Here is a 3,694-nt window from a genome sequence, read left to right as displayed (position 1 = left end):
GTCCCGGTCGACGAACGACCGGGACCAGCGGGTGGTGCGCTCAGGAGGCGGCGATGCCCTCCATGCCGATGCCGTCGGTGAACTTCGGCAGACCCTCCACAGTGGTGACGAGATTCAGGGACCCGTCGTCGTGCACCTTGTAGCCCTGCACGTTGCCGGCGGTGGCGTTCTGCACGTACAGGAAGCCGTCGCTGGTGGTCATGTCGATCGACCCGCCGTTGGTGTCGGCGGCGACGTTCTTGACGAGTTCGAGCTTGCCGTCGTCGTCGACCCGGTAGGAACTGATGGTGGAGCTGCCGGCGTTGGCGACGAAGAAGTAGTCGCCGACACGCTGGATCCAGCACGTCGCCTGCTGCCCGTTGGGCACCGACGGGCCGACCTGGTCGAGCGCGCCGTCGTCCTCCAGCTCGAACCGGCTGACCGCGTTCGCGCCCGACTCGGTGACCAGCAACGAGTCATCGGTGTCGAAGGTGAAGCCGAACGGGGCGTTGCCCGCGTCGCTGACGACGGGGTTGCGGGACAGCTTGCCGTTGCGACCGATCTCGTAGCTGAACATGACGTTGGCGGCCTTCGTCGACACCAGCACGAACTCGCTGTCCGGGTCGATCTTGACCTGGGCCGGGGCGGAAGCGAACGCGGGCGGGTTGCCGTTGTGCAGCCCGAGCGACCGGTTGGCGTCCTCGATCCGCGACAGACGCCCCTGGTGCAGCTCGAAGCCCTGCACCGAGCCCTCGCCGCCGGCGTTGAGGACGTAGACGAGGTCGCCACGGGCCGCGACGCTGACCGGCAGCAGACCGCCGGACCAGATGACCTGGAGCTTGTGCAGCCTGGTGCCCTCGACGCCGAAGACCGTCACTGTGTTGCTGCCGGCGTTCACGGCGAACAGCAGTCCGCGGTGGTAGGTCAGGGAGCCCTGCGAGGCCAGCGCGTCGAGCGGCGCGCCGATGGTGAAGCCGCCCAGCCCTCCGGTCTCGTACTCGCCCGCCTTGGTGAGACGGCCGTCCTCGTCGCGGTCGTACACCTTGATGGTGTTGCCCTCGGCCTTGTTGGTCTGGACGAAGACAGCGCCCTCGTCGCCGTCGTGGTGATCACCCCCCTTGCGGTCGTCGTGGTACCCGGGGCCACCGCCATCGGCGAAGGCGGCCCCGGGGATCGATCCGATGCTGGTCAGACCTGCGAGGAGGGCTGCCGCGAGCGCGACACTGCGCTTCATCACTGACTCCTTATGCACCCGAAGGGAGGAATACGAGTTTTCCTCTCCTTAGAAAGCTATCGGAGCAGCTAGGCGGGTTGTTCTTAGTTACCCTAAAGCGGTAATTCCATGTCGATTTGCGAAATGACGAGACGAACGGGCGACTGTGGCGCTCTTCCGCCACAGCGCACCCGGCGCTCGGTCCGCAAACCGACGGTAATGGCGTGTCAGAACCACCGGATGGGATGCTGCACTGGTGATTCGCCACCACGCCGTCCGGGTCGGTCTGGCGATCGGGCTGCTCACCGGCTGTTCCGAGCCGCCGTACCCGCTCCCCGACCGGGACGCGACTGAGGTGCAGGCCGAGGAGGCGCGTCTCGCGACGCTCCTCCCCGCCGAGTTGCTGGGCGGACCAGGCACCTGCGAGGTTCGGCTGCTGGGGCGAGACGGTTCCTCGTCGTTCGCCTGGGCGCACTGCGAAGCAGCACCGGGGGTCGGGATCGTCTCCGGAGTCTCCGTACCTGTGCGGGTGGACGGCGATCGCGTCACGCAGCCCGGCGATGGGAGCGAATACTCCGCGAGCGTGCGGCGCATGTTCCCGGAGCGGCTGGCGGACAAGGTCCTCGACGACGACACCGATGTGCGGCCCTGACTGATTCAGGCGACAACACCATCGCTGGGGCCGGACGCGGCGAGGTCCAGGGTCAGCGCGGGTCGGGCCACCACGGTTCGAGGAGGGTGGGGTCGGCCACGTACTGCCCCGCCTGTGTCCGCTGCTCCGGAGTCAGCGACAGCGCCTGGAGTCGGGCGCCCCACTCGGGCACCCGGTCGGCCTTGTCCAACGCGGTGGCCAACTCGATCAGGCCGGCCAGCGCCATCGCCTGCTCGACCACCGGGGTGTCCTCGGCGCGACGGCGCATCCCCGAGTCGAGGGCCCGGTAGGCCGCCCGGTCGTCCATCTTGAACTCGCGCAGGATCCGCGCGTTGTCGAGCACCCGGGCCAGCCCGTCGAGTTCCTTCGACCCGCCGTACTCCACGTCGTCCGGTTCGTCGCGCTGAATGAAGACGATCGAGTTGCCCGACGGGTCGACGATGCTGAACCGCGACGACCCGGCGCGGTAGCGGGTCATCCGAGGCAGGCCCTTGACCAGCACCTTGCCGTAGCTGCGGCGCATCGCCTCGGCGAACGCCGCGTGGTACGGCCCCACCGCGTCCACCATCACCAGGCACCCGCCGGACTGCTCCTTCGCCGGGTCGAGATCCTTCGGCGCCGGCCCGTAGTGCAGGTCGAACCCGCTCCACCGAAACGCCAGGTACACGTACGGCCTGGTCTGCTCGTAGGTCACCTCGAACCCGAGCGCCCGCCAGAAGGCCAGGGTCTCCTCCGGGGCGGGGCAGTGCAGCAGCGGCACCGTGGTCTCGTTCGGTTGGACACGGTCCTCGTTGGTCGTCATCGTCACTCCCGGTCCGGTCGGCAGGCCGGCCATTGTGCCAGCACCACCGAGCGGCTTCGACGGGTTTCGTCTCCTACCAGGGGAGGAGGACCGCTCCGACCACCGGCCGCAACCGGGGCTCGAGGTCGGACGCGATCGACGTACGCGGCCACGAACATCTACAGACATGACAACAGTTCTGCGCCGGGCGACGCGCTGGAACCGCCCACTGATGTTCCTGGTATCCGTGATGGCGGTGCTCGGCGTCGTCGCCGTCGTCGGCATCCTCGTCGACCCGCGCGTCCTCACCGGGGCGCCGATCTGGCTCAAGCCGTTCAAGTTCGCGCTGTCGTTCGTGCTGTACGGCGCGACGCTCGCCTGGATGCTCTCCCTGCTGCCACGACGCAGCCGGGCCGTCGAGACGGCGGTCGTCATCATCGTCGCGGTGGCGGTCGTCGAAAACGCGTGGATAGTCGGTCAGGTGATACGCGGACAGGCCAGCCACTTCAACGACAGCACCCCCCTGAACACCGCGCTGTTCGCGGTGATGGGCGCGGCCATCATGGTGCTGTTCTTCGCGCACCTCGTCATCGGAATCGTGGTCCTGATCCAGCGGATTCCCGATCGGGTGGCCGCGACCGCCGTCGGCTGGGGGCTCGGCCTGTCCCTGCTGGGCATGCTCGCGGCGGTGCCGATGGCGCTGCCGATGCAGGACCCGGGGATCGAGGGGATCGGTGGGGCGCACAGCGTCGGCGTGCCCGACGGAGGGCCGGGGTTGCCGATCGTGGGCTGGAGCACCACCGGCGGCGACCTGCGGATCGGGCACTTCGTGGGGCTGCACGCCCTCCAGGCGTTGCCGATCCTGGCGATCCTGCTGAGCCGGTTCGCGACGCGATTGGACGAGCGCACCCGCGTCCGGCTCTTGGTCGTCGCGGGTGGCGCGTACGGCGTACTCACTGTGTTGTTGACGTGGCAGGCGCTGCGCGGACAGCCGCTGCTGCGGCCGGACGCCGGCACGCTCGCCGCCGGCGCCGCCCCGGGGGGGGGGACCGCCGCCCGCGGGGCCGGC

At 69.1% G+C, this 3,694-nt stretch carries 4 protein-coding genes; 2 read left to right on the top strand and 2 right to left on the bottom strand.

Annotated features, from left to right (window positions below):
- Nucleotides 1-40 precede the first annotated feature (40 nt).
- The gene (locus AB0B48_RS32340) at nucleotides 41-1,213 is read right to left on the bottom strand and encodes a beta-propeller fold lactonase family protein (protein ID WP_357208263.1); all 1,173 of its coding nucleotides are present in this window, start codon (nucleotides 1,211-1,213) and stop codon (nucleotides 41-43) included.
- A 235-nt stretch (nucleotides 1,214-1,448) separates the two neighbouring features.
- Here AB0B48_RS32340 and AB0B48_RS32335 point away from each other — a divergent pair, with 235 nt between their 5' ends.
- The gene (locus AB0B48_RS32335; protein ID WP_357208260.1) at nucleotides 1,449-1,844 is read left to right on the top strand and encodes a hypothetical protein; all 396 of its coding nucleotides are present in this window, start codon (nucleotides 1,449-1,451) and stop codon (nucleotides 1,842-1,844) included.
- 52 nt (nucleotides 1,845-1,896) lie between these two features.
- On the opposite strand, the gene AB0B48_RS32330 is transcribed toward AB0B48_RS32335, so the two are convergent.
- Complete coding sequence (locus AB0B48_RS32330; RefSeq protein WP_357208257.1) at nucleotides 1,897-2,646, bottom strand: glyoxalase; 750 nt, start codon at nucleotides 2,644-2,646, stop codon at nucleotides 1,897-1,899.
- Between the two features lie 166 nt (nucleotides 2,647-2,812).
- Here AB0B48_RS32330 and AB0B48_RS32325 point away from each other — a divergent pair.
- On the top strand, nucleotides 2,813-3,694 hold an 882-nt coding region (locus tag AB0B48_RS32325; protein ID WP_357208254.1), incomplete at its 3' end, for a hypothetical protein.

The sequence above is a fragment of the Micromonospora sp. NPDC049089 genome, from assembly GCF_040648775.1.
Lineage (GTDB): Bacteria > Actinomycetota > Actinomycetes > Mycobacteriales > Micromonosporaceae > Micromonospora.
Note: the sequence above shows the minus strand (reverse complement) of the source record. Positions and strands in the feature narration are given on the sequence as shown.

What these genes read in the sequence shown, in the direction of transcription:
- AB0B48_RS32330 (WP_357208257.1), bottom strand. Translation starts at nt 2,646, where the DNA reads ATGACGACCAACGAGGACCGTGTCCAACCGAACGAGACCACGGTGCCG.
- AB0B48_RS32340 (WP_357208263.1), bottom strand. Translation starts at nt 1,213, where the DNA reads ATGAAGCGCAGTGTCGCGCTCGCGGCAGCCCTCCTCGCAGGTCTGACC.